The organism is Pseudomonas sp. 2,4-D (genome assembly GCF_030418155.1).
Classification (GTDB): Bacteria; Pseudomonadota; Gammaproteobacteria; order Pseudomonadales; family Pseudomonadaceae; genus Aquipseudomonas; species Aquipseudomonas alloputida.
This window is the reverse complement of sequence record NZ_JAUHUI010000002.1, coordinates 145,824-169,508: the sequence shown is the minus strand read 5'-3', so window position 1 is coordinate 169,508 and position 23,685 is coordinate 145,824. Positions and strand designations below refer to the sequence as shown.

15 protein-coding genes and 1 pseudogene are annotated in these 23,685 nt (G+C 61.9%); 8 read left to right on the top strand and 8 right to left on the bottom strand.

All coding sequences use genetic code 11. The features are described 5' to 3' along the window. Positions 1–21 precede the first annotated feature (21 nt). Positions 22–1,237: pseudogene (locus QYE47_RS03030) on the bottom strand (MFS transporter). Positions 1,238–1,693: 456 nt separating this feature from the next. Between QYE47_RS03030 and QYE47_RS03025 the strand changes: the two are divergent. Further along, on the top strand, positions 1,694–1,921 hold the full coding sequence (locus QYE47_RS03025; RefSeq protein WP_003250422.1) for a hypothetical protein: 228 nt from the start codon (positions 1,694–1,696) through the stop codon (positions 1,919–1,921). Between the two features lie 50 nt (positions 1,922–1,971). Here the strand turns inward: QYE47_RS03025 and QYE47_RS03020 are convergent, their stop codons facing one another. The 5 genes from QYE47_RS03020 to QYE47_RS03000 all read right to left on the bottom strand — a co-directional run bounded on the left by QYE47_RS03020 (position 1,972) and on the right by QYE47_RS03000 (position 7,431). Continuing rightward, the gene (locus tag QYE47_RS03020) at positions 1,972–2,454 is read right to left on the bottom strand and encodes a copper chaperone PCu(A)C (protein WP_014591627.1); all 483 of its coding nucleotides are present in this window, start codon (positions 2,452–2,454) and stop codon (positions 1,972–1,974) included. Further along, on the bottom strand, positions 2,455–3,063 hold the full coding sequence (locus QYE47_RS03015) for an SCO family protein (protein WP_003250418.1): 609 nt from the start codon (positions 3,061–3,063) through the stop codon (positions 2,455–2,457). A 196-nt stretch (positions 3,064–3,259) separates the two neighbouring features. Then, positions 3,260–3,844: a Fe-S biogenesis protein NfuA gene (gene nfuA / locus QYE47_RS03010; protein ID WP_003250416.1), complete on the bottom strand. Its 585-nt coding sequence runs from the start codon at positions 3,842–3,844 to the stop codon at positions 3,260–3,262. Positions 3,845–3,902: 58 nt separating this feature from the next. Continuing rightward, entirely contained in the window at positions 3,903–4,937 is a 1,035-nt protein-coding gene (locus QYE47_RS03005) for an acyltransferase (protein WP_014591628.1), read from the bottom strand. A 193-nt stretch (positions 4,938–5,130) separates the two neighbouring features. After that, the gene (locus tag QYE47_RS03000; RefSeq protein ID WP_026031868.1) at positions 5,131–7,431 is read right to left on the bottom strand and encodes a fatty acid cis/trans isomerase; all 2,301 of its coding nucleotides are present in this window, start codon (positions 7,429–7,431) and stop codon (positions 5,131–5,133) included. Between the two features lie 182 nt (positions 7,432–7,613). On the opposite strand from QYE47_RS03000, the gene metH reads away from it, so the two are divergent. Together metH and QYE47_RS02990 are read left to right on the top strand one after the other, a co-directional pair. Continuing rightward, entirely contained in the window at positions 7,614–11,321 is a 3,708-nt protein-coding gene (metH, locus tag QYE47_RS02995; protein WP_070384054.1) for a methionine synthase, read from the top strand. Positions 11,322–11,490: 169 nt separating this feature from the next. After that, the gene (locus tag QYE47_RS02990; RefSeq protein ID WP_004573790.1) at positions 11,491–11,706 is read left to right on the top strand and encodes a DUF2970 domain-containing protein; all 216 of its coding nucleotides are present in this window, start codon (positions 11,491–11,493) and stop codon (positions 11,704–11,706) included. Positions 11,707–12,349: 643 nt separating this feature from the next. On the opposite strand, the gene QYE47_RS02985 is transcribed toward QYE47_RS02990, so the two are convergent. Then, positions 12,350–13,426, bottom strand: coding sequence for an ABC transporter substrate-binding protein (locus QYE47_RS02985; RefSeq protein WP_014591632.1), 1,077 nt, complete (start codon positions 13,424–13,426; stop codon positions 12,350–12,352). 213 nt (positions 13,427–13,639) lie between these two features. Here QYE47_RS02985 and QYE47_RS02980 point away from each other — a divergent pair, with 213 nt between their 5' ends. Beyond that, the gene (locus QYE47_RS02980; RefSeq protein ID WP_012052949.1) at positions 13,640–15,292 is read left to right on the top strand and encodes a nitrite/sulfite reductase; all 1,653 of its coding nucleotides are present in this window, start codon (positions 13,640–13,642) and stop codon (positions 15,290–15,292) included. Beyond that, entirely contained in the window at positions 15,276–15,770 is a 495-nt protein-coding gene (locus tag QYE47_RS02975; protein ID WP_003250391.1) for a DUF934 domain-containing protein, read from the top strand. Before QYE47_RS02980 ends, QYE47_RS02975 begins: the two co-directional genes overlap by 17 nt. A 46-nt stretch (positions 15,771–15,816) precedes the next feature. Here the strand turns inward: QYE47_RS02975 and QYE47_RS02970 are convergent, their stop codons facing one another. Beyond that, positions 15,817–20,004 carry an NEL-type E3 ubiquitin ligase domain-containing protein gene (locus QYE47_RS02970; protein ID WP_301158884.1) on the bottom strand — a complete coding sequence of 1,396 codons (4,188 nt, stop codon included), beginning with the start codon at positions 20,002–20,004 and terminating at the stop codon, positions 15,817–15,819. A gap of 204 nt (positions 20,005–20,208) precedes the next feature. Between QYE47_RS02970 and dkgB the strand changes: the two genes are divergently transcribed. The 3 genes from dkgB to QYE47_RS02955 all read left to right on the top strand — a co-directional run bounded on the left by dkgB (position 20,209) and on the right by QYE47_RS02955 (position 23,657). Continuing rightward, complete coding sequence (gene dkgB, locus QYE47_RS02965; RefSeq protein ID WP_014591634.1) at positions 20,209–21,012, top strand: 2,5-didehydrogluconate reductase DkgB; 804 nt, start codon at positions 20,209–20,211, stop codon at positions 21,010–21,012. Between the two features lie 5 nt (positions 21,013–21,017). After that, a complete protein-coding gene (locus QYE47_RS02960) occupies positions 21,018–22,205 on the top strand; it encodes an MFS transporter (protein WP_172830927.1) in 1,188 nt (395 codons plus the stop codon). Between the two features lie 219 nt (positions 22,206–22,424). Beyond that, the gene (locus QYE47_RS02955; protein WP_070384057.1) at positions 22,425–23,657 is read left to right on the top strand and encodes an MFS transporter; all 1,233 of its coding nucleotides are present in this window, start codon (positions 22,425–22,427) and stop codon (positions 23,655–23,657) included. Positions 23,658–23,685: the final 28 nt, after the last annotated feature.

Below are 23,685 nucleotides of genomic sequence, written 5' to 3'. Positions count from 1 at the left end.
GCGTCTATGCGCCAGGCCAAGCTATGTACGATTGTTGATATCTGGGCCACGTCCTTTCATGTTCCAGCGCACTGGCGCGATGAATAACATGAGCGTCATCCAGATAAAGGTTGCCGGCCCCGCAAGCACGAAGACCAAACTGGCAATCAACCCTGATACGGCATCACCCATCACGGCGGTGAAGTAATAGAGGGAAAAATTCCTGCCCACTTCATGTTCCCTCGACAGGCACTGGATGTTGGTCACGATTGCGATATCGACAAATGCACCAATGAAGCCAACCAGGAACAGAATCAACAGGAACAGCCAGTTATTGAATTGAAGCGCCACTGCTGCAGCAAAAAACAGCCCGCCATAGAGCATCCAGTAACGCAGCACCAATCCTGCGGTTGTACGCGGATTGAAGCGCGTGTAGAGCATGCCCCCCACCACCGTGCCTGCCGCAAGCAGTGAAAACACGTATCCAACCGCCGCTTCAGAGGCGAAGTGCTCCAGCACCGATGCTGGAAGGATAAAGCGAATCACCGACGTGGCGAACATCGCACAGAGTGTGGTGCAGCCAATGACAGCGAACAACGGCGCATTGCCGGCCCTCAACTGACTCACACTGCCCGCCGCATCCCTGATTATGGCGCACCCATCGAATGCCTGTTGGACACTACGCCTGGCAGGCGTCAGGGTAGCGATACAAATGGCCGACACGACAAGGCACATTGCAAAAAACAAGAAAGTGGCTTCTCGAGACAGCAGTAACACACAGGCCGAAAAGACCAGCGGCCCGAGGATCGAGGCGGCGTCCTCGATTACCTGGATACCGCTGTTCACCGTGGCTAACTCATCCTTTTCGACAAGGTCCGGAAAGTACGCGCGAAACGTAGGCACATAAAGGCATTCGAGCGCTGTCATGACCATTGCGAGGCCCACCAACGCAAGTAATACTGGCGTGAACACGCTGAACAAGGCAAAGAAGGAAAGTGCCAGCAGGCCTTTTGTCACCTCGATTGCTAACAGTGTGTGTTTCTTGTTGGTGTTATCTGCCAGCCAGCCACCCAATGGCGAAAACACCACACTTGGCAAGTAACGAAAAAAGTAGGCGATGCCGATCAAAAGCATATCCGCATGTGATGGACACGATCGCCACGGCAAATGCAGCCTCGAAGGCAAATTCACCACATTTGGAAAAGCTGTAGCCCAGCGACAGCGAACGCGTTCCGGGGTTAAGGCGCAATGCCAGCATTAGCGGGTACTTCCTGGCGACATCGCTCCTGAACACTCGGATTGCAGATTCATATGGGCACTCCTTTGAGCCGATTGAGATTGCCAAATATTGGCCAACTCAATCTAAGACTCGGCCAGGATTGAGCTCAACATGAAAGTTGTAACAACGCCGATGCTTTCTGTAAGCGAAAATCAGAAACCCGGAATTTTCCTACAACAACCATTCTTTGAATGCAGACCCGCCGGCATTTTCCCGACTGTGCAGTTGAGCACTTCAAAAGGTCACGTTCAGAAACCGAGCCCTGAATCCCTTGCACGGCATGAGCATCAAATTTAAACATGCTGTTTATAAGTAACGAGTTGTTACTGCGCCGCAAGAGCAGCCACTGGCAGCTGCCGCAGCGCACCTTGCAAAGGCCGCAAGACCCTGGCCAACCCTCTGCTACACTGACAAGGCTGAATGGAGGATCCTGCCATGTCCGAAAGAGAGCTCACCACCCTTCTGTCGTTGATGAACCAGCGCCAGGCCTGTCTGAGCAGTGCCTGCAAGGAGATTGCCGACTGGATCGACCGGCAGGGCGATGTGCCCGCCGCCGGCAAGATCCGCGCTAGCCTGAAGGCACTGGAGGCCGATGAGGCCCAGGTTCGCAAGACCCTGACGTCGCTGACCCTCGACAGACCGCTGCCGCGCTTTCGTAGCTGAAAGGCGCAGTTGAAAAAGAAAAGGGCCGCTGAACGCGGCCCTTTGATCTGTCAGTGGTTCATGTGCATGTGATCATGCCCACCACCCGCGTCGGCGTTGAGCGCACGCACTTGCGCCTGAACTTCCAGGGTTTCCTTGGCGCCCTTGGCATCCTCGATGATCAGGGTCAGTGGCACTTTGTCACCCTCCTTCACCTGATTGTTCAGGCCCATCAGCATGACATGCAGGCCATTCGGGTCCAGGGTCACTGCCTTGCCGGCTGGCAATTCGACAGCCTTGACCTCACGCATGCCCATCACGTCACCGTTCATGGTCATCTCGTGCACCTGCACGGTCTTGGCCACGGGCGAAGCCACGCCCACCAGCTTGCTGTCGCTGCTGGCAGTCAGGACCATGAAAGCACCGGTGGACTGCTGGTGCGGCACGCTGGCACGCACCCAGGCATCACTCACGGTGGTCTGGGCCAGGGCCGGCAGGGCCAGCCCCATCAGTACCAGGGCAGCCAAACCGCGTTTGATCGGTTGCATCGACATTCAGCAGATCTCCATCAGGGTGACCAGATCTTCGGCGCATTCCTTGGCGTTCAGGGAATGGCCCAGGCTCAGGCGCAGGGTGCCACGTGTATCGTAGACGTAGCTGGTGGACGAGTGAGAAATGGTGTAGGTGTCTCCGGCCGGAACCTTCTCGTAGAACACCTTGAATTCCTTGGCCACGGCGGCAATTTCCTCGGGGGTGCCGGTCAGCGCGGTGAACGTCGGGTCGAAGGCCTTGACGTAGGCATCGAGCACCTCGGGCGTGTCGCGCTCCGGGTCCAGGGTGATGAACACCACCTGGAACAGGTCGCGGTCGCGGCCCCTCAGCAGCTTGCGAATTTGCGCCGCCCGCGCCAGCGTGGTCGGGCAGACGGCCGGGCACTGGGTGAAGCCGAAGAAAACCATCGGCATGCTGCCGTAGAAGCTCGACAGGGTGCGCACGTTACCTTGCGGGTCTTTGAGGCTGAACTTGCGCCCGAGGATTTCGTTGCTCATGTTCTTGCCGTACTTGAACTCGAGCCCCCGGGCCGGGCTGCAGCCTGCCAGCAGGCCAAGCCCGAGAACGCCCATGCCGGCGACAACCGCACGCCGGGTCAAAAGATCATTCATGAAACCATCCTTTAAAGGGAAGGTGCCGGCCCTCGGGACGGGCCGGTCGAAAAACCGGGGCATTCTGGCATGACACCCAGAGGGGTTCTACCCGACCAACGCGGGGATGGCCTGCAGCCCTTTGAATACGGGCTGCGGCCTGTTGTCGCAGGGGTTGAAACCGTAACACTTTGTTGCTAAGGGAGCCGCCTTCAACTTAGTAGTAGGCGTTTTCTTTCTGGCTGTGGTCAGTCACGTCACGCACGCCCTTCAGCTCCGGAATACGCTCGAGCAGGGTGCGCTCGATGCCTTCCTTCAGGGTGACATCGGCCTGGCCGCAACCCTGGCAGCCACCACCGAACTGCAGCACGGCAATGCCGTCGTCGACCACGTCCACCAGGCTCACCTGGCCGCCATGGCTGGCCAGGCCGGGGTTGATCTCGGTCTGCAGGTAGTAGTTGATACGTTCGTTGATCGGGCTGTCTTCGTTGACCATCGGCACCTTGGCGTTTGGCGCCTTGATGGTCAGCTGGCCACCCATGCGGTCGGTGGCGTAGTCGACCAGCGCGTCTTCCAGGAACGGTACGCTGACGGCGTCCAGGTAAGCAGTGAAGCTTTTCAGACCCACGGCGGTGTCGTCAGGCTTCTCTTCGCCCGGCTTGCAGTAGGCGATGCACGTCTCGGCGTACTGGGTGCCCGGCTGGGTGATGAAAATGCGAATGCCGATGCCGGGCGTATTCTGCTTGGAGAGCAGATCGGCCAGGTAGTCATGGGCGGCGTCGGTAATGGTTATAGCGCTCATGTAGGTTCCTCACAGACTTGCGGCCAAGTGTACGCCAACCCAGCCTTCGAACAAAGTCCTAGCAATTGACTCGGGAAAGCGCATATTCAGGGGCCGGCCCCCGTTGCGCCGCCAGCCAGGCCTGCATTCGCCGGTACAGGCCGCGCTCCAGCCACTGGTAGCTGAACCACGACATTAGTCCAATGGACGGCACGCACAGGGCGAACGTCAGGAACGGGTTCAGCTGCAGCCGCTGGCTGGCGAACCAACCGGCATACAGCACCAGCACATGAATCAGGTACACCGAGTAGGAACAGTCGCCAAGGGCCTTGAGCAGTCGATTGCCCTGGAACAGCGGCTCCATGGCCACGAAGGCCAGGACGACCATCGCACTCGGTAACCCCCAGTGCAGTAAGCGCTGGGAAGCGTCCAGACAGTAGATCGCCATGCCCGCCACACCCAGCAACGCCAGCGGCAACCACCGCCCCTGGCGGATCAGCCCGCGGCGGTACAGGACGCCGACACCAATGCCCAGCAGAAACTCATAGATGATGTCGTTGTTGTAGAAGCGGCTGACCACGCCCATGCGCCCCAGTACCTCACTGACCAGCAACAGAGCGGCAGTCACCAGCAGCAGGTGATGCCGTTGGCGTACCAGGAAGGCCAGGCCGAACAGCAGGTAGAAGAACATCTCGAAGTTCAGCGTCCAGCCCACGTTCAGGGTCGGGTACAGGCCGTAGCCACCTGGGTTTTCCGCCGGGATGAACAGCAGCGACAGGAACAGGTGCCGCCAGTCAAACGCCTGATGTGGCATCCATTGGCTGAATGCCAGCAGCAACATGGCCATCAAGGCTGTGTAGAACCAGTAGGCAGGGACGATGCGCAGCGCCCGATTGAGCAGGAACTGGCGCGGTTCGATGGTTTTATCGCGGGTCGACAGGTAGATGACCAGCCCACTGATGACGAAGAAGATGTCGACGCCTACGGCGCCACGGTCGGTGAGCAGTTGGCCGATGGGGCCGGTGGCGTGGAAGTCGAAGAAGATCTGCATGAAATGGTGGCAGACCACCACCCAGGCGGCGAACGCCCGCAGTGCCTGAAGCGAATACAGCATGGAATACCCTGCGCTTGGCGGTGCATTGAGGCCCGTATCGAGTGCAGAGGCCAGCGCCAGCCTTGAGAGCAGCGCCGTACCTGTGTAGGAGCGGGTTCACCCGCGAAGGGCTGCAAAGCAGCCCCCTTTGCAATCGATCAAGACCACCCACCCGTTCCGACCGCAAGGTACTAGGAAAGGTCAGCCAACCCGATCAGAGGTTCTCGTAGCGGTTCATGTCCAGCACGCCCGCCTCGACCGGTTCGGTCTCCTTGATATAGCTGTTCAGGTCGTGGAAGTAGTGCCAGAACGCTGGGTGACTGCGGCGCACACCCCAGCGCATGACAATGCGCTCGAACTTCGCCTCGTCATCTTTGGCATACTCCATGTCCTCGACGAACTCCGGCACATCCGTGGTCGGGATGTTGAAGATGAAGTTCGGGTAGCTGCTGAGCACCCCCGGGTACAGGGTCAGGGTATCCAGCCCCGGCTGGTAGCGGTACGCCTCACCCAGCAGGAACGCCACGTTGCTGTGCGCGCGGTTGCGCAGCAGGCTGTACACCTGACGCTGGCCGCCCTGCCCTTCGATACGCAGCATGGTCGCCTCGGGCAACTGGTTGATCACCTTCAGCCCGGCCGCCGGGCGCGACACCAGACGGCTGAGCGACTGCTCGGCATTGCGGAACTCTTCGCTCATCTGCGGCCGTGAGCAGAACGCGCCCTGGCAGCGGTTGATCGGGTCCGGTGCGGCATTCAAGCTGCCGGTGCGCTGCAGCAGCTTCAGGCCAAAGTCGCGTTTGGGGTTGCGCGGGTCGAGCTTGATGCCGCTCGGGGTGTCGGTGTCGATGTCTTCATAATCCATCCACATCTTCACCTTGCCACTGTTCTGGTACCAGTCGCCAAGGATCGCCTTGCGCTGGTCGGCTGGCATCAGGCGCAGGAAGTTGACCTCGGCACCATTGCGGATCAGGTCGAAGTACAGGCGCGTCTGCAACTGGTGCGAAACGTTGCCATACACATCGAAGTTGACCGCCAGCTGGTAATAGGTGCGCTCGAACAACGGGTAGTCGAACAACCACACGGTCAGCGGCACATCCCCCACCAAGCCCTTGGTCACCGATGCGCTGTCGAAGTGGCGGAAGATGCTCAGCAGCGCGTTGTCGTTACCGGCCCACAGCGTCGACCATCTCGGTGCCGGCATTTCGGCATAGGCTTCACGGCGCAGTTTCTCGTAGTCGTTGCGCTTGTCACGATAGGCGTGCCACAGGCTCAGCACACTGCCCACGTCATCGATCTGACCAGGCATGGCCAGCAGCGGGGTAGCCTCGCCCCGGTACTCGGCATCGGTGACGTAGCGATCGAAGGCCGGCTCCTGGAACAGCGCCCAGAAGTTGTCGCGGATCACGTCAGTGGCAATCTGCCCGCGGCACACCGGGCCACGGATGAAGGTGCGCACGAAATACTCGGCGTTATCCAGCATGAACTGGTAGCGCGCCACTGCCGGGATCGCCTCGAAGGTTTCAAACGGATTGGCCCGGTGGCGCGGACCGTAGCCCGGAAGCGCGGCGGCATGCCAGTCGCCGGCATAGAACAGCTGCTTCACGCGCTTGAGCTTCTGCGGCCCCATCGGGTAGGTGATGTGCGTCTTGTGCACGATCACGCCCTGCACCGGGATCAACCGGTAGTAGAAGTCCGTGCCCGGCGGGTCGTTGGGGCGTCGGGTGGCAATGATATCGACCGGCTTGCCACTTGGCGTGCGCGAACGCACCCACTGGAAGAAGTGGCCCTGCTCGCCGCCAGCGAAATAGATGTGCGCCAAAAACAGGTGCTCGTACAGCCAGCGTCCCACCAGCGCCTCGGTGGAACCCGGGCGGTTGAGCAGTTCTTCCCACTCTGCGATCTGCCTGGCTTCGGCCGCGCTAGGCTGGATCGGCTGGTACTCCACCGGCGCACCGGCTGCCAGCCAGCGGCGCATGGTGTCGTATTCGTCGTCGGTCAGCCCGGTCACCGCCAGCGGCATGCCCTCCCTGGGGTGTGCGCCGGCATAGGCGTCGAACTCATGGGGCAACGGGCACATGTTGTTGCGGCTCAGGCCCAGGACGATCTCTTCGGGTAGCTTGGCGTTGGGCGTAAGCGGGGCCTTGTGGCCCAACTCCAGCATGCGCGCCATCAGCGCGGCCTGACCGCCCTGGTTGTCGAGCACCGAGTAGAAGCCCTTCTTGCGCCATTGCTCTTCGCTGTGGGCGTCGTAGAAAAGCCGCGTGGTGGGCACCGCCTTGCTCCGCTCGCCCTGGTACACCGGGACCTTGCTGGCCCCGCGTACCGCGCCTTCAGGGCTTTCCAGCTTGAGCTGGCAGGCGGCGTCGTTGCAGGCATGGCAGGCCACGCACTTCTCGGTAAAGATCGGTTGAATGTCCCGGGTGTAGGAAATAGCCGGGCTCGACTGGGGGGCCTGCCCGAAGACTGCGCCGCTGATGAGCAGGGCGAAGGCGCCGGCAAGGATACGATGCACCATGTGCGGAAAGTCCTGGTTCTTGAAAGCCATCACGATTTGTTGCCTGGTCGTCCTGGGTGCTTTGCGCTGCCTCCGCCGGCCCAACATGAGCAGTTTTCATGCAAATGGGCGACATGCCTAAAAACCGCGCAGCTTTGTTATGATTCGGCACCTTCTGATATTCGCCCGACCAGGTAGTTCCTATGTCCGACCGCAGCGCTCGTCTCCAAGCACTCCAGAACGCACTCAAAGAGCGCATCCTGATCCTCGACGGCGGCATGGGTACTATGATCCAAAGCTACCGTCTGGAGGAACACGACTATCGTGGCACGCGTTTTGCCGATTGGCCAAGCGATGTGAAGGGTAACAACGACTTGTTGCTGCTCAGCCGCCCCGACGTGATCGCCGCCATCGAGAAGGCCTACCTGGATGCCGGTGCCGATATTCTCGAAACCAACACCTTCAACGCCACGCAGATTTCCCAGGCCGACTACGGCATGGAGTCGTTGGTTTACGAGCTGAACGTCGAAGGCGCGCGCATCGCTCGCCAGGTTGCCGATGCCAAGACCCTGGAGACACCGGACAAGCCGCGCTTCGTTGCCGGCGTGCTCGGCCCTACCAGCCGAACCTGTTCGATTTCCCCAGACGTCAACGACCCTGGGTTCCGCAACGTCACCTTCGACGAGTTGGTCGAAAACTACATCGAGGCCACCCGCGGCCTGATCGAAGGCGGCGCCGACCTGATCCTGATCGAAACCATCTTCGACACCCTCAACGCCAAGGCGGCGATCTTCGCCGTGCAGCAAGTGTTCGAGGAGGACAACGTCGAACTGCCGATCATGATCTCCGGCACCATCACCGACGCCTCCGGCCGTACCCTGTCGGGGCAGACCACCGAAGCGTTCTGGAACTCGGTGCGTCACGCCAAACCGATTTCCGTGGGCCTGAACTGCGCCCTCGGCGCCAAGGACCTGCGCCCGTACCTGGAAGAACTGGCGACCAAGGCCGATACCCACGTGTCCGCCCACCCCAATGCCGGCCTGCCGAACGCCTTCGGTGAGTACGACGAAACCCCGGCCGAGATGGCCGTGGTGGTCGAGGAGTTCGCCGCCAGCGGTTTCCTCAACATCATCGGCGGTTGCTGCGGCACCACCCCAGGCCATATCCAGGCCATTGCCGAAGCCGTGGCCAAGTACAAGCCGCGCGAGATCCCGGAAATCGCCAAGGCCTGCCGCCTGTCGGGCCTGGAACCGTTCACCATCGACCGCCAGTCGCTGTTCGTCAACGTCGGTGAGCGCACCAACATCACCGGTTCCGCCAAATTCGCCCGGCTGATCCGCGAAGAGAACTATACCGAAGCCCTGGAAGTCGCCCTGCAGCAGGTCGAGGCCGGCGCCCAGGTAATCGACATCAACATGGACGAAGGGATGCTCGACTCCCAGGCAGCCATGGTCCGGTTCCTCAACCTGATCGCGGGTGAGCCGGACATCTCGCGCGTACCGATCATGATCGACTCGTCCAAGTGGGAAGTGATCGAAGCCGGCCTCAAGTGCATCCAGGGCAAGGGCATCGTCAACTCCATTTCCATGAAGGAAGGCGTCGAGCAGTTCAAGCACCACGCCCGCCTGTGCAAGCGCTATGGCGCTGCCGTGGTGGTCATGGCCTTCGACGAAGTCGGCCAGGCCGACACTGCCGCGCGCAAGAAGGAAATCTGCCAGCGCAGCTATGACATCCTGGTCAACGAAGTGGGCTTCCCGCCAGAAGACATCATCTTCGACCCGAACATCTTCGCCGTCGCCACCGGTATCGAAGAGCACAACAACTACGCCGTCGACTTCATCGAAGCCTGTGCCTATATCCGCGATCACCTGCCCCACGCCCTGAGCTCGGGTGGCGTGTCCAACGTGTCGTTCTCGTTCCGTGGCAACAACCCGGTGCGTGAGGCGATCCACTCGGTGTTCCTGTATCACGCGATCCAGAACGGCCTGACCATGGGTATCGTCAACGCCGGCCAGTTGGAGATCTACGACGAGATCCCGGCCCAGCTGCGTGAAAAGGTCGAGGACGTGGTGCTCAACCGCACCCCGCATGGCACCGATGCACTGCTGGCCATCGCCGACGACTACAAAGGTGGCGGCGCAACCAAGGAAGTGGAAAACGAAGAGTGGCGCTCGCTGCCGGTGGAAAAACGCCTGGAGCACGCGCTGGTCAAGGGCATCACCGCGTTCATCGTCGAAGACACCGAAGCATGCCGCCAGCAGTGCGCGCGCCCCATCGAAGTGATCGAAGGCCCGCTGATGAACGGCATGAACGTGGTCGGCGACCTGTTCGGCGCGGGCAAGATGTTCCTGCCGCAGGTGGTCAAGTCGGCCCGCGTCATGAAACAGGCCGTTGCTCACCTGATCCCCTTCATCGAAGCCGAAAAAGGCGACAAGCCGGAAGCCAAGGGCAAGATCCTGATGGCCACGGTGAAAGGCGACGTGCACGACATCGGCAAGAACATTGTCGGCGTGGTGCTGGGCTGTAACGGTTACGACATCGTCGACCTTGGCGTGATGGTGCCAGCGGAGAAGATCCTGCAGACAGCCCGCGAGCAGAAGTGCGACATCATCGGCCTGTCCGGCCTGATTACCCCGTCGCTGGACGAAATGGTCCACGTTGCCCGCGAAATGCAGCGCCAGGGCTTCGAACTGCCGCTGATGATCGGTGGCGCCACCACCTCCAAGGCGCACACGGCGGTCAAGATCGAGCCCAAGTACAGCAACGACGCAGTCATCTACGTCACCGACGCTTCGCGCGCGGTCGGCGTGGCCACCCAGTTGCTGTCCAAAGAACTCAAGCCGGGCTTCGTCGAGAAGACCCGCCTGGAATACGTGGACGTGCGCGAGCGCACCGCCAACCGCAGCGCCCGCACCGAGCGCCTCAACTACGCCCAGGCGATCGCTGCCAAGCCGCAGTACGACTGGGCCAGCTACCAGCCAGCGGTGCCCTCCTTCACCGGCGTCAAGGTGCTGGAAGACATCGATTTGCGCACCCTGGCCCAGTACATCGACTGGACCCCGTTCTTCATCTCCTGGGACCTGGCCGGCAAGTTCCCGCGCATCCTCACTGACGAGGTGGTTGGCGAGGCTGCTACGGCGCTGTACAAGGATGCCCGCGAGATGCTCGATAAACTGATCGACGAGAAGCTGATCAGCGCCCGCGCGGTATTCGGCTTCTGGCCGGCCAACCAGGTGGACGATGACGACATCGAAGTCTACGGCGAAGACGGCCAGGCACTGGCCACCCTGCACCACCTGCGCCAGCAGACCATCAAGCCGGACGGCAAGCCCAACTGGTCGCTGGCCGACTTCGTCGCACCGAAAGACAGCGGCGTGACCGACTACGTAGGTGGTTTCATCACCACCGCCGGCATCGGTGCCGAGGAAGTGGCCAAGGCTTATCAGGACAAGGGCGACGACTACAGCTCGATCATGGTCAAGGCCCTGGCCGACCGCCTGGCCGAAGCCTGCGCCGAATGGCTGCACGAGCAGGTGCGTAAAGAGCACTGGGGCTATGCCCGCGACGAGCACCTGGACAACGAGGCGCTGATCAAGGAACAGTACAGCGGCATCCGCCCTGCGCCGGGTTATCCGGCCTGCCCCGACCACACTGAAAAGGAAACCCTGTTCCGCCTGCTCGATGGCACCGCCATCGGTGAAACCGGGCCGAGCGGGGTGTACCTCACCGAGCACTTCGCGATGTTCCCGGCGGCGGCGGTCAGCGGCTGGTACTTCGCCCATCCGCAGGCGAAGTATTTTGCCGTAGGCAAGGTCGACAAGGACCAGATCGAGCGTTACAGCGCACGCAAAGGCCAGGATATCAGCGTGAGCGAGCGCTGGCTGGCGCCTAACCTGGGGTATGACAGCTAAACGACTGCGTTGGCTTCTTCGCGGGCTTGCCCACACAGGTATGAAACAGCCCTCAAGGGCATTCATTTACCTGTCGGAACGGGTTTCCCCGCGAAGAGGCCGGCACGGGCAACCTCACAACCATTGCCTACACTGTCCCTGATTGCCTCTGATTTTCCCAGGAGCCACCATGGATGATTCCAGCCAGGGCAAACCCCCGACCTTCTGGCAGATGCTGCACAGCATTCTCGCTGCCGCCTTCGGCGTGCAAAGCGGCAAAAACCGCGCACGCGACTTCACCCACGGCAAGGCCAGCCATTTCATTGCGCTGGGGGCGCTGTTCACCCTGGTGTTCATTGCGGTATTGATCGGCCTGGTGCAGTTGGCCCTGCACCTGACCCGCTAACCTGTGCCGGCCTCTTCGCGGGTGAACCCGCTCCTACAGCGGCCTGTGTCCACCCTCGATCAGGTGTAGGAGCGGGTTTACCCGCGAATACGGTAGCGGCGGCAACGGTGAACGGCAGGTGGAAATTGGCCAGCAGGCCCGGCCCTTTCGCGGGTGAACCCGCTCCTACGACGGCCTGTGTCCAACCACCGACCTGTGTCCACCACCGATCTGTGTAGGAGCGGTTTTACCCGCGAATACGGTCGCGGCCGCAACGGTGAACGGCAGGTGGAAATTGACCAGCAGGCCCGGCCCTTTCGCGGGTAAACCCGCTCCTACGACGGTCCTGCGCCATTCTCAAGGGATATGTTTTCACCGCGAAGAGGCGGCCACAGGCAATAATAAAGCGCCTGCGAGATTCCCTCCCGCAGACGCCCCTGCTACATCACGGTCTTGAGTTTCAAGTCACTGGTGGCTGACCCAATACACGGCAGTGACCACCACCAGAACGATCAGGCAGAGGATCGCCCAGGCATCGACACTGCTGTCAGCTTTGCGGACCTTGGTTGAGTTTCCCATTGCATTGCCTCTTGTAGTGGTTATGGGAATGCACTTCACCACCAGCAGTTAAGACGAGCAATGCCCTTCCCTCAAGCAGGGTCATTCAATATTCGACCGGAGACGCCAGAAACGGGTAACGGTACCCGGGCGGCCGCCCTTCGGCACTGTAACGCCGAAAATCGACGCCGTAGTCGTCCCTTTCCAACAGCTTCAGCCAGCGCCTGGCCTTGGCCTGATCGATTTCCTGCAATACCGGAACACGGCGCTCGCGCACGCCGTCGCGGTTCAACGCAAGCCCATGAGCGTCATCGTGCAACATCACCATGGCCCAACCGCCAAGGGTGAAATGCCCCCCCATCAGTACGCTCAAGCGCCCATCGATACGCGCGCGCAAGGCTTCGGGCGAGCTGTTGACGGCAGCGAACAGCACGTCACGCCCCGGCGTGTACCCCGCCTCCTCGAACGCCTGCATGGCACCAAAGGCCATCTGGTCATTGGCAGACCACACCAACCGGGTGGCCGGGTAACGCTCAAGCAACTGTTTCGCTTGCTCGTAGGCGCGCTGGCGGCTCCAGCCGCCGTATACCACTTGCCGCAAGCGCACCTGAGGGAAATCGGCCAGGGCGCGGCGCATGCCCTCAACGCGCAACTGCGAGGCCGGGGTGGTCTTGACCCCGGCAAAAGCCACCAGGTCCACCGGACCTGCGTCGTGAGGCAGCTGTGCGAGCAACAGGTGCAACATCTGGAAGCCTGCCTGCTCGTCGTTGCTCATCAAGGTACCCAGTGGCTCGGCGTACTTGTCGGGCTGGCCCTCGATGCTAAGGCGCTGGCTGGCGGTCAGGCCATTGTTGACCAGCAGCAGCTTCACCCCGGTGCCACGCGACAGCCGCAGGATTTCCGGTGCCACATACTGCTCGTTCACCAGCACCAGGTAATCCGGCCGCTGCGGCGCGCTCAGGATCGCCCGGGCCTGGGTCAGTGCCAGGTCGGCTCGGCGCTCGCTGTATTGCACCTGCAGGGTCATGCCCAGCTCGTCCGCGGCGGCCTGCATGAAGCGGGTATAGCTGGTCCAGAATGTCTCGTTGGACAGCCCCGGGTTGAGGAACACCACCGAAGCCGGTTGCGCATTTGCCACCAGTGGCAAGGCAAGGCACAAGCTTTGGCACAAGGCCTTGAGCATGGGGTCACATCTCTGCGAAGCAAACGCCGGATTATAAACGCATGGCGATGCTCAGCGCACAAATGGCAGTCAATCTCACATAGTCCATTTGGTTCTTTTCATATGCAAAAACATCACTTTAGCGCATAATCGCAACCTGCTATCGTTCCCCGGCTCCGTACCGGAGTGCGCGGCCGTGCGCGCGAATAGCTGCATGCCTGAGACAGGACTTTTATGTACGTATACGACGAGTACGATCAGCGGATCATCGAGGACCGCGTCAAGCAGTTCCGTGATCAGACCCGCCGCTACCTGGCCGGTGAGCTGAGCGAAGAAGAATTCCGCCCTCTGCGCCTGCAGAACGGCCTTTACATCCAACGTTTCGCGCCGATGCTGCGTGTCGCGGTGCCGTACGGCCAGCTGAACGCCAACCAGGTCCGCACCCTGGCAAAGATCGCTCGCGACTATGACAAGGGCTATGCCCACATTTCCACCCGCCAGAACGTGCAGTTCAACTGGCCGGCGCTGGAAGACATTCCGGACATCCTCGCCGAACTGGCCACCGTGCAGATGCACGCGATCCAGACCAGCGGCAACTGCCTGCGCAACACCACCACCGACCAGTTCGCCGGTGTGGCCGCTGACGAAATCGTCGACCCGCGCCCGTGGTGTGAAATCGTCCGTCAGTGGACCACCTTCCACCCGGAATTCGCCTACCTGCCACGCAAGTTCAAGATCGCCATCAACGGCTCGCAGGAAGACCGCGCAGCCATCGAAGTGCACGACATTGGCCTGGAGCCGGTGCGCAACGCTGCCGGCGAACTGGGCTTCCGTGTGCTGGTCGGTGGTGGCCTGGGCCGTACCCCGGTGGTGGGCTCGTTCATCAACGAATTCCTGCCATGGCAGGACCTGATCAGCTACCTCGACGCCATCCTGCGGGTGTACAACCGTTACGGTCGCCGTGACAACAAGTACAAGGCGCGGATCAAGATTCTGGTCAAGGCCCTTACCCCGGAAGTGTTCGCCGAAAAGGTCGAGGCCGAAATGGTCCACCTGCGTGGCGGCACCACCACCCTGACCGAAGCCGAAGTGCAGCGCGTATCGCGCCACTTCGTCGACCCCGAGTACCTCGCACTCGACAACGTCGACTACACCGCCCTGGATGCCGAGCACCCAGGGTTCGCCCGCTGGCGCTCGCGCAACACCCGCGCCCACAAACGCCCGGGCTACGTGGCTGTTACCCTGTCACTCAAGCCTACCGGTGTTGCCCCTGGCGACGTGACCGACAAGCAGCTGGACGCCGTGGCCGACCTGGCAGAACGCTACAGCTTCGGCTTCCTGCGCACCTCGCACGAGCAGAACATCATCCTCGCCGACGTCGAGCAGCGCCAACTGCACGCCCTGTGGCTGGAACTGCGCGAGGGCGGCTTCGCCACCCCGAACATCGGCCTGCTGACCGACATCATCTGCTGCCCGGGTGGCGACTACTGCTCGCTGGCCAACGCCAAGTCGATCCCGATTGCCGAGTCCATCCAGCGCCGCTTCGACGACCTGGACTACCTGTTCGACATCGGCGAAATCGACCTGAACATCTCCGGCTGCATGAACGCCTGCGGCCACCACCACGTGGGCCACATCGGCATCCTCGGCGTGGACAAGAAGGGTGAGGAGTTCTACCAGGTGTCGCTGGGCGGCAACGCCGCACGCGGCGCAAGCCTGGGCAAGATCCTTGGCCCGTCCTTCGCGCAGGATGACATGGCCGATGTGATCGAGAAGCTGATCGCCGTGTACGTCGAGCAACGTACCGAGGAAGAGCGTTTCATCGACACCTACCAGCGTATCGGCATCGACCCCTTCAAGGAACGCGTCTATGCAGCGAATCATTAAGAACAACCAGATCGTCGACGAAACCTGGCACCTGCTGCCCAAGGAAACCTCGTTCGACGAGCTGACCAACTGCGACGACTACATCGTGCCGCTGCAAATGTGGCGCGACCATGCCCACGTGCTCAAGGCCCGCGATGGCGGCCTGGGTGTATGGCTGGATAGCGACCAGGAAGCAGAGGAAATCGGTGAAGACGTGCACCACTTCCAGGTCATCGCGCTGAACTTCCCGGCATTCACCGACGGCCGCAGCTACTCCAATGCGCGCCTGCTGCGTGACCGCTACAAGTTCAAAGGCGAACTGCGCGCCATCGGCGATGTGCTGCGCGACCAGCTGTTCTTCATGGCCCGCTGCGGCTTCGACGCATTCGCCATCCGTGCCGACAAGGACCCGGAAGACGCGCTGCAAAGCCTGAAGGACTTCTCGGTGACCTACCAGGCCGCCACCGACGAACCGCTGCCGCTGTTCCGCCGCCGCTGATCGTCCCGCCCCAGCGAACAGCCCGCCTCTCGGCGGGCTGTTTCGTTCAGAGGCCGTGGCGCTGGATTGCCTCACGGCTCAATTCAAGCAAAAGTTGCCGTTTCGCGACCTCACGCGCTGCGCAGATATGCTCGGTTTGGGCAAAGTAGTCGCCATCGCTCAACGTCTTCGACTGTTCGAGCAACGCATCCAGGCGCTGCTGAAAAGGCTCGTCCAAGCGGCTGAAGCGCGCTGCCTGCTGCTCGTGCAGGTAGTCCTGCCAGAAGGATCGATCTGCCAGCGCCTGCGCCAAGGCTTGTGGCGTTTCCTCCCGCAGCACCTCGTTGCGCGCGGCGTCCAGGTCTTCACGGCCAACCCCACTGAAACTCTCGTGCGACAGATAGCTGGGTTGGGCAGGAAGATCGAGGCTATCTGCCAGCCTGACGCGATAGGTCAGGTAAACCTCGATGGGATCGTTCGAAAAGTAATCGGCAATATGCCGCGCCGCAATCGCGTTGACTTTGTCCAGGCGGTACAACGAACGCCCCAGCCTGACCAGCGCTCGCTCCTTCTGCAACCCAGTACCGGCTGTTCCGGCCCTGACGACCATCGCGCCAATCTCCAGCTCGCTGAGCGTCAGCAGCAACTCGTCGCTGCAACTGCGCGGTCGGGCAACTTGCTCGAACAGGCTCGCCCGTACTTCAGCGTGCTGCTCGCAGGCTTCGAGGATATGCCACACACGCGCCTGAAGGTCGCGGGGTTGTGCGTGGTATTCACGCAGGACGCGTAAATCAGAGAAAAAGCGAAACAGATCCTGCGCCCCGGCTTCCTGGCTCAAGCGGTTCCAGATCGCCAATCGCACCTCGCGCTGGGCTGGCGTGAATCCTGAAAACCAAGGGGCTGCAGCGTTCGGGATCGAAGTGGCATGAGCTGCACGTCGACGCTCAGCGGCCCCTGCCGACGCCCTGGCCAACTGCAAGCGCTGCAGGGTTTCGTCCGAGAGTGGATTGTCGTGCAGCTCCAGGCCCCGCAACAAGCGAAGCGGCACTAAAGACAGCGCTTCAGGCAGCGTCTGGATCTGGTTGTCACGCATGTCCAGCAACTCCAGATTACCGTGCCTGGCCAGATCAGCGGGTAGATCGCCCAGCCCGGTGTTGCGCAAGGACAGCCGGCGCAGCAGGGGCAAAGACGCCAAGGGTGGCAGCAAACCGACCGGGTTACCGTTGAGCTCCAGGCGGCGCAGCTCCACAAGCTGGCTCAAACGCAGGTTATCCTCGCTGGAAAGCACGATCTGATTGCCACCAAGGCGCAGGTTTTTCAATTCGGTCAGTTGCTCGATACCTGCAGGAAGGCGCGTCAGCCGGTTGTTCCGCAAGTCCAGGTTGCGCACCTTGCTGAAGCGACCAAGAAAGCCCACATCAAGGCTCGTCACCTGCATATCGCGCAGGGTCAGGTGCGTGATGTGGTCAAAACTCACATTATCAGGCAGGGCCGGCAGGTCACCCACCCGCTCACCCACGAGGGTCAGGTGGTGGTCACCCGCCACCTCCCCTGGGGTAAAACGCTGCCAGCTTGCCGTAATGCGCCTGGCAACCTTGATACGACGCAGGCGGCGAACAATGTTCAGCTCTGCGTCATTTCGCCAGGCTAGCAATGCCTGCTTGAGGCTGACCTTGGCCTGTAACAGTTGGCTGACATGGTTCCACGGGTCCACCCCCCGCTGCGCCAAGTCTTGCAGGTAGACCTCCAGCTGCTCACTGCTCATCACCGGGAACACGTGGCTCAACGTGCGCCGCAGTGCCTGGTGGGTCCCTGTCAGGCGGCCACTGAGCGGGTAGCCCAAACGCCCATCGAACAACCGCACAGGTGGGCGAATCCCCTGCCCCACGCGGGCCAGCCCAATCATTCGGGCCGCCGCTTCACGGTCAGCGAGTGCCTCACGCCCAAGCCGCTCACCCAGTGCCTCATCCGTCATCTGGCTAATACCGAGCAACTGTCGCTGGCGACTGTCCAGCTGCCGTCTCAACGTCTGCAGCAACCCACCCCTCCCCGCGGCAGGCAGCTCAACGTTGACCCCAGCTGACCAAGGGGCGATGGCATCGATCAGGCCGAGCGCGAGCTTACCGGTATCGTCATTTTCTGCCGCAGCCTGGCGCAACCCTGCGCAGGCACGGTCTATCCGACTGTCGCGTATTGCCCAGCGTGCACGTTCCGCCAAGGCCAAGGGCACCCGGCCTGCGCCCGTCAGGCTCTCCATCTCGACACTGCTGGCCCCCTCGACGATTTCCCGTGCGCAGCGGTGGGAAAGGCCTGGGAAGTCCCGCATCAAGACCCGGTCTGCTGCTTGCGGGCTGATCTGTCGCTCGTTGAAGACCTCCTCGAAAGCCTCACCTCGCAACGCCGGGAAATCATGGTGCAATTGCTGGCGCTCGATGGCATCGAGCAAGCGTGCCGGCGGAGGCGCATTTTCCAGTAACAAACGGCGCAGGCAGTCAGCATCGAAACCGGTGGTCTGCAACGCCACGGATACCACCTCATCGGGCACCTGCGCCGTGCGACTGGCAAGGCGGCGCACCATGTAGGCGGCGTCATGCCAGCGCTGCGGTTGTTCGAACTCATGCACCCATCCCCCGGCACCATTGTGCTCAAGTGCCGGTACGTAGGCCTGTGGCCTCGATGGGTGATGAATACGCCATGCGCCATCGTCCCCTTCGCTCACTTCATAGACAGCATCGTGCAGGCGCCTCAGCGAGCGACCAGTTTCATTCACGGCCTGTCCTACCATCAGATCGACGCCCTCACGCTGATAGCCCGACAAGGACGGATCACACAGGCGCAACTGACCATCGCCCAGGCTTACCGGCACCAAGGCATCCACCTGGGCCACTCGCTGGGCCAGCTTGCCAAGTGCCTTCGCCCCGGCCGTCGTAACCGCCGCCATCACAACCGTGTCGGCCACGTTGAACAAGTGGCCCAATGCGGCGTCGCGATCACCCAACTGCCAGTCCTGGTAGCCTTCGTACACCTCCCCCGCCAATTGCACGACCGTAAGCCCCAGCAGGGCCTGCCCCAACACAGGCACAAACAGCGCTGCCAGGCCTGCCACGCTCAACCCCAAGTCCAGATAGCCCTGCAAACGTGCGCGACGGTCGGCGACATCTTCATCCTCTGTCGAAACCGCCAATACCCGTGCGTCATCCAGCATTTTGTCGATCCGGGCTTGGCGCAGCGCGACGAACACATCGCCCTCGATCGCAAAACAGCGGCCATCCAGCTCAAGCGGAAGAACAGTATTACCGTGGCTGAGCAGCGCACTCAGGGCCACACAGAAGGCGACGCGATCACGCTCTGCGATGAAGCGCTGGAAGTAACGCCGATAGGCTTCATTACGCAAGCGTATGCCAAGGGTCATGTACAGCAGTTCCCAGCTGGTGTGCCAACTCACCGGGGCATACGGGTCCTCAGGCAACCACGCGATAACGCCAAGCAGGCGGGCGTTCTGACGCACTTCGATCACCACTGCGCCAATAACCTTCTTGCCCAACAGCCGCAGGCTGTGACACTTCAACACGGTGTTGTCGGCTGGCAGGAAAGACCCTGTGCCCACAACCTGGGTGATCCACTGACAGGTCTGCTCATCGATTTCACCCTTGATCCTTGCGGCGATTGCAGCAAGCGCCAGGTTGGCGCTCATCGCGTCCTCCAGGTTGCTCTCGACGGCCGCCCCCTCGCCTTCAAGCTTCGCTTGCAAATGGCTTTGATAACGCCTGCCGATATCAAGGTCTCTGCAAAGGCGGACAAAGGCTTGCGCACTTAGCGGCAGCAGGTGCCCGCTAGCAGTGACCAACTGCGACCCGGCCGCGAACCAGCCAGGCTGCATTTCCTTTTCGTGGAAGTTATGCAGTGCCGCCGATAGCAGGGTCTGGGTGCTGACGATGCGTGTCGATGTGCTTGGCAAAGCAGGAGATATCGACGGTTTTGGCTGCAGGGTCACCAGCCTGAGCTGTGCCTGGCGTAGGTCTACCTGCCTGATCGAATGGGCCTCAAGTGCTCTTTTGAGCAACGAATCGGCAAACTCATCCAGGGGGGTTATGGCCCCTAGCCAGGCGTCGACTTGGTCCTGCGCCTGCTGTTGGCGCAAAGCAGCGGCGCGCAGCCTTGTCAGCTCTTGGGCAGACGCGCGCTTGAGCCAGCCTGGCAGCTGACGGGCAATCAGCGCATCGATGGAATCGGCAGGTATTACGGAACGGGTCATGGGCAGCCTCAACGCTTGATAAAAAAGCGCTAGCTGAACAAGGTTCCAATCCCGTCTGGCCCTATTTATGTAGTGAATGCACAGCTTGAAAATGTATTTGTGCCTACAGGTCAAATGACTTTGGCGCCGTAGTGGCTTATTCGCTGCCGTTCAAACCTGCACACTGGGCACGACATGATCCTCCCCCTATTCAGGAGCAACCCCATGAGCGTTCCTTCCTTCGGCCTCGGCACCTTCCGCCTCACCGGCCAAACCGTCATCGACTCGGTCAAGTCTGCCCTGGCAGTCGGCTACCGCGTCATCGATACCGCCCAGATCTACAAGAACGAAGCCGAAGTGGGCCAGGCCATCGCCGAAAGCGGCGTACCGCGCAGCGAGCTGTTCATCACCACCAAGATCTGGGTCGACAACTACGCCGCCGACAAGCTGATCCCCAGCCTGCGTGACAGCTTGCAGAAACTGCGCACCGACTACGTCGACCTGCTGCTGATCCACTGGCCAGCGCCGGGCAATGGCGTAGAACTGCCCGAGTACATGAAGGCCCTGGCCGACGCCAAGCAGCAAGGCCTGGCTCGCCAGATCGGCGTTTCCAACTTCAACATCGAGCTGACCAGGCAAGCCATTGCCGTGGTCGGCAAAGGGGAAATCGCCACCAACCAGATCGAGCTCAGCCCCTACCTGCAGAACAGCAAGCTGACCGCGTTCCTCAAGGAACAAGGGATCACCGTGACCTCGTACATGACCCTGGCCTACGGCAAAGTGCTGAAAGACCCGGTGCTGGCCCAGATCGCCGCCAAGCACAAGGCTACCGTCGCCCAGGTTGCCCTGGCCTGGGCCCTGCAACTGGGCTATGCAGTGATCCCGTCGTCGACCAAGCGTGAAAACCTTGCCAGCAACCTCCTTGCCTGTGGCCTGACGCTGGACACCGACGACATGGCACGTATCGCCAAGCTGGAGCGCAATGGCCGCGAGGTCAGCCCTGACGGCCTGGCGCCAACCTGGGACTGACACCGATGACGGCTCAAACAATGACACCCGGCCGCGTGCTCTTCGCGTTGGCCATTGGCGCCTTTGGCATCGGTACTACCGAGTTCACCCCGATGGGGCTACTGCCAGTCATCGCCCAGGGCGTGGAGGTGAGCATCCCCAGCGCCGGCATGCTGATAACCGCCTATGCCATTGGCGTGATGGTCGGCGCGCCGATCATGACCTTGCTGTTCAGCCGCTTTGGGAAACGCGCTGCGCTGATGGCGCTGATGGCCATCTTCACCCTTGGCAACCTGCTGTCGTCACTGTCGCCGGACTACTACACCCTGCTCGCCTCGCGACTGGTCACCAGCCTCAACCATGGTGCGTTCTTCGGCCTGGGAGCCGTGGTGGCAGCCAGCGTGGTGCCCAAGGAGAAACAGGCCAGCGCCGTGGCCACCATGTTCATGGGCCTGACCATCGCCAATATCGGCGGCGTGCCGGCCGCCACCTGGATCGGCCAGCAGATTGGCTGGCGCATGGCATTTGCCGGTACCGCCGTACTCGGCCTGCTGGCCATGGCCGCGCTGTGGTACGCCCTGCCCAAGGGTGAACGCGGCAGCGTGCCGCATGTGCGCAAGGAACTGGCGGTCATTGCCCGCCCCAGCGTGCTGCTGGCAATGGCCACCACCGTGCTCGGTGCCGGCGCCATGTTCACCTTGTACACCTACGTGGCGCCAGTGCTGGCCGAACTGACCGGTGCCTCGGACAGCTTCGTAACCTTGGCGCTGGTACTGATCGGGGTTGGCTTCACCCTTGGCAACAGCCTGGGTGGCCGCCTGGCCGACTGGTCGCTGGATGGCGCGGCGAAGATCTTCCTCGCCGTGCTGGCGCTGATCATGCTGGCGATGCCCCTGGTACTGGGTAGCCACATCGGCGCTGCCATCGCCCTGCTGGTCTGGGGCATGTTCACCTTCGCCGTGGTACCGCCGCTGCAAATGCGCGTAATGACTGCCGCCATCGAGGCGCCAGGCCTGGCATCGTCGATCAACGTGGGTGCGTTCAACCTGGGTAACGCCGTGGGCGCGGCGCTGGGTGGTGCGGTTATCAGCCTGAACCTGGGCTACGCCGCCGTGCCAATGGCCGGAGGTGTGCTGGCGGCTTCGGGGCTATTGCTGGTATGGCTGGGCGGGCGCAACAAGGTCGCCGGCAAGACCGCAGCCGATATGGCCTGAAGGCAATAAGCTGCAGGAGCGACCCATCGCGACACCAGGCCGCTCCTGCACACGGGCTGTAATGATGAAAGGCCGGCCGCCTGCGTGCTCTGTCAGGCTGCGGGCACGGATGCCCGAAACGCGATATTGGCTGCCTGTTCGGCGTGAGACAGGCAACCTCGGCACTGGATAACCTGCTGCGGCAACGCCTTGTTCCCTTGCCCTAGAAGAACCTTGCCCATGACAACCTCCGCCGCCTCCGTAGCCGCCGCCACGCCTGCCGACCAGCCTCAGGGCTTTGTCGTGCGCATCGTCGGTGCTGCTGCATTCGCCCACCTGCTCAATGACCTGATTCAAGCCGTACTGCCATCGATCTACCCCATGCTGAAAAGCGATTTCGCGCTGAGCTTTGCCCAGATCGGCTGGATCGCCTTGGTGTATCAGGTGACCGCTTCCCTGCTGCAACCTTGGGTCGGCATGTTCACCGACAAGCACCCGCAGCCGTACCTGCTGCCTGCCGGCATGCTGGTGACGCTGGTGGGCATCGCCCTGCTCGCCTTTGCCGGCAGCTATGAAATGCTGCTGGTGGCCGCCGCCGTGGTCGGCGTGGGTTCGGCCACCTTCCACCCAGAGGCCTCGCGGGTGGCCAGAATGGCCTCCGGCGGGCGCTTCGGGACCGCGCAATCCACCTTCCAGGTCGGCGGCAATACCGGCTCGGCCCTCGGCCCGCTGCTCACTGCTGCCATCATCATTCCGCACGGCCAACCGGCCATTGCCTGGTTCATGCTGGCCGCTGCGCTGGCTGTTCTGGTGCTGCTGCGGGTGACAGGCTGGAGCGTGCGCCACGGCCAGGCCCGGCTCAAGACCTTCGCTGGCCAACAGGCCCCCGGCCTGTCGCGGGGTGCCATGTGGCGCGCTGTGGCGGTGATCGCCGTGCTGATGTTCGCCAAGTTCGTCTACATCGCTTCGTTCACCAACTTCTTCACCTTCTACCTGATCGAGCATTTCGGCCTGAGTGTGCAGCACAGCCAGCTGTACCTGTTCGTGTTCCTCGCAGCCGTTGCGCTGGGCACCTTTGCCGGTGGCCCGGTGGGTGATCGCATCGGGCGCAAGGCCGTGATCTGGGTCTCGTTCCTCGGTGTGGCGCCCTTCGCCCTGGCCCTGCCCCATGCCAACCTGGCCTGGACAGCCGTGCTGGCGGTGGCCATCGGCCTGGTGATGTCCTCGGCATTCGCTGCCCTGGTGGTGTATGCCCAGGAGGCGGTGCCAGGCCGGGTCGGCATGGTTTCGGGGGTGATGTTCGGGCTGATGTTCGGCATCAGCGGCGTGGGCGCAGCCGGCCTGGGCGCACTGGCCGACCGGCATGGCATCGAGTGGGTGTACCAGGCCATTGCGTTCCTGCCGCTGCTCGGGCTGGCCACCGCCTTGCTACCGGCCACCCGCTCGCAGGCCCGTCCTGGCCGTTGCTGCTAAAGTGGCGCTGCCAGGCTGCTTCGATACG